The 2,713-nt window shown below is 73.8% G+C and carries 4 protein-coding genes; 3 read left to right on the top strand and 1 reads right to left on the bottom strand.

The window, feature by feature from the left end:
- On the top strand, window positions 1–372 hold a 372-nt coding region (locus HUW36_RS30315), incomplete at its 5' end, for a hypothetical protein (RefSeq protein ID WP_174531218.1).
- A 131-nt stretch (window positions 373–503) separates the two neighbouring features.
- Entirely contained in the window at window positions 504–980 is a 477-nt protein-coding gene (locus HUW36_RS30310; RefSeq protein WP_174531219.1) for a hypothetical protein, read from the top strand.
- Here the strand turns inward: HUW36_RS30310 and HUW36_RS30305 are convergent.
- Window positions 977–2,005, bottom strand: coding sequence for a GlxA family transcriptional regulator (locus tag HUW36_RS30305; protein ID WP_174531217.1), 1,029 nt, complete (start codon window positions 2,003–2,005; stop codon window positions 977–979). The genes HUW36_RS30310 and HUW36_RS30305 overlap by 4 nt on opposite strands.
- 70 nt (window positions 2,006–2,075) lie before the next feature.
- Between HUW36_RS30305 and HUW36_RS30300 the strand changes: the two genes are divergently transcribed.
- The coding region (locus HUW36_RS30300) for an MFS transporter (RefSeq protein ID WP_174531216.1) at window positions 2,076–2,713 on the top strand (638 nt) is incomplete at its 3' end.

Raw genomic sequence — 2,713 nt, 5'->3', positions numbered from 1 at the left:
GCCAACGCGAAGGCGATCATCGCCGCCACGAAGAAGGCCGGTCTGCCGGAGCGGGCCGCGGTCATCTCGATCGCCACCGCCCTGCAGGAGTCGAAGCTGGAGAACCTCGGCCACCTCGGCGACCGCAACGACCACGACTCGCTGGGCCTGTTCCAGCAGCGCCCCTCCAGTGGTTGGGGCACCCCGGAGCAGATCACCGACCCCGAGTACTCCACCCTGGCGTTCCTCAAGGGCCTGAAGCAGGTCGACGGCTGGGACAAGATGCCCCTGACCGACGCCGCCCAGACCGTGCAGGTCTCCGCCTACCCCGACGCGTACGCCCAGTGGGAGAAGCAGGCCACCGACATCGTGGCCCAGCACTGGACCAAGTAAGACAAACGCGAACGGCCGGCACCCCCGAGCGGGGTGCCGGCCGTTCGCGCGTACCCCCGTCCGGGTGAACCGGGCCGGGTAGCCGGGGCGTGGCAGGTGGCGGCGGGGGTTGGATGCGGGGCATGGACGAGGTGGACGCCGCGGAGTTGCGGCGGGCGTACGACCAGGTGCTCGCGGAGGTGGACGCGGGTGGGTTCGGGCCGCCGCCGGAGGGCCAGTTGAGCGCCGAGCAGATCGTCGCGCATCTCGCCGCCAACGACGAGCTGATGAGCGAGGCGACCGAGGCGGTCCTGGCCGGCTCGCCGTTCGCGTACTACGACCTGGACACCATCCACCGGCCTCAGCTCGACGCGCTGGTCTCCGAGTGCGGTGGGCTGGACGGGCTCGCGACGCTGCTGCGGGCCACCAGCCAGAAGCTCTGCGCGCTGGCCGAACGGCTGGGTCCGGCCGCCGAGACACCCGTGGAGACCGTGCTGCGCGAGGGCTTCGACCTCGACGTCGACGATTCGCTTCCCTGGGGCCGCGCCCTCGACCTGCACATCCGGGTCCACCTACCCCTGCACCTGACCCAACTCCGCTCCCTCCGCCGCCAACCCCACCCCGCCTAGTGGGAGCTGCCGGGTGAGCCGTTGGCAGACTCGACACCGGTAGCGGGCATGAGCGGGTGGGGGGCGCGGAAGGTGCGGCGGTAGGCGGTGGGTGCCACGCCCAGCCGGGCGTGGAAGTGCTGGCGCAGGGCCGCGGTGGTGCCGAAACCCGCGTCGCGGGCGATCCGGTCGACGCTCAGGTCGGTGCTCTCCAGCAGCACCCGGGCGTGTTCGGTGCGCTGTTGGAGCAGCCACTGCGCCGGGCTCAGCCCGGTCTCGGATCGGAAGTGCCGGGTGAACGTGCGGACGCTCATCCGGGCGTGCGCGGCCATCTCGCGCAGTGCGACGGGTTCGTGCAGTCGCTGGCGGGCCCACTCGCGCGTCGCGGCGGTGCCGGTCGTGGCGACCTTCGGTACCGGCCGCTCGATGTACTGCGCCTGACCGCCCTCCCGCCACGGCGGCACCACGCAGCGCCGGGCCGCCCGGTTGGCCACCGCGCTGCCGTGGTCGGTGCGGATGACGTGCAGGCAGAGGTCGACGCCGGCGGCCACCCCGGCGGAGGTGAGCACCGGCCCGTCGTCGACGAAGAGCACGTCGGGATCGAGTCGGACGGACGGGTGCAGGGAGCGGAAGCGGGAGGCGTACGCCCAGTGGGTGGTGGCCGGGCGGCGGTCGAGCAGGCCGGCGGCGGCGAGCACGAACGCGCCGGTGCAGATGGACATGATCCGGGCGCCCCGGGCGTGGGCGGCGCGCAGCGCGTCGGCGACCTCGGCGGCCACCGTGCCGTCGTGCAGCGGTGGACCGGAGTGGATGCCGGGGACGATCACCGTGTCGGCGGTCTCCAGCAGCTCCAGCCCGTGCTCGGGGAGCACCTGGAAGCCGGCGGTGCTGCGGACCGGCCGACCGTCGGGCGTGCAGGTGGCGACCGCGTACAGCGGGGTCTGGTGCTCGTCGCGGGCGGTGCCGAAGACCTGGGCCGGGGTGCCGAGGTCGAGGGCGACCACGCCGTCCAGGGCGAGGACGGCGATGCGGTGCGGTACGGACATGGCCCGATTATTGCGCACGTTGGCTTTCCGGCCACTCGTTGCCAGGCTCGTGGTGGCCGAGACTCGGTGCGTGTTCCGATCCCGACTTCATCCGGCCTGGCTCGTCGCCGCGGTCGCGTTCGTCGCCCTGGTGGGCGCGGCCGGCTTCCGCGCCACCCCCGGGGTGCTGCTGCACCCGCTGCACGCCGAGTTCGGCTGGCCGCTGGCCACCATCTCGGCCGCCGTCTCGGTCAACCTGCTGCTCTACGGCGTCACCGCCCCGTTCGCCGCCGCGCTGATGGACCGCTTCGGCATCCGCCGGGTGGTGGTCTGCGCGCTGGTGCTGGTGGCCGCCGGCAGCGGCCTGACCGTGGTGATGCGGGAGAGCTGGCAGCTCGTCCTCTGCTGGGGCGTACTCGTCGGGCTGGGCACCGGCTCGATGGCCCTGGCCTTCGTGGCGACCGTCACCGGGCGCTGGTTCGTCCACCGCCGGGGCCTGGTCACCGGCGTGCTCACCGCCGGTGGCGCGGCCGGGCAGCTGGTGTTCCTGCCGCTGGTCGCGGTGCTGGTGCGCGACCACGGCTGGCGCACGGCGGCACTCGTCGTCGCCGGGGCGGCGCTGGCGGTCGTACCCCTGGTGGTGTGGCTGCTGCGCGAGCACCCGGCGGACCTGGGTCGGCCCGCCTACGGCGCCACCGAGGTCGTGCCGCCGGCCCGGCCGGAGGGCGG

Origin of the sequence: Micromonospora maritima, assembly GCF_902825405.1 — a bacterium.
Classification (GTDB): domain Bacteria; phylum Actinomycetota; class Actinomycetes; order Mycobacteriales; family Micromonosporaceae; genus Micromonospora; species Micromonospora maritima.
The sequence above is the reverse complement of the archived record's forward strand: the minus strand, read 5'-3'. Positions and strand labels throughout refer to the sequence as shown.

What these genes read in the sequence shown, in the direction of transcription:
- HUW36_RS30305 (WP_174531217.1), bottom strand. Translation starts at nt 2,005, where the DNA reads ATGTCCGTACCGCACCGCATCGCCGTCCTCGCCCTGGACGGCGTGGTC.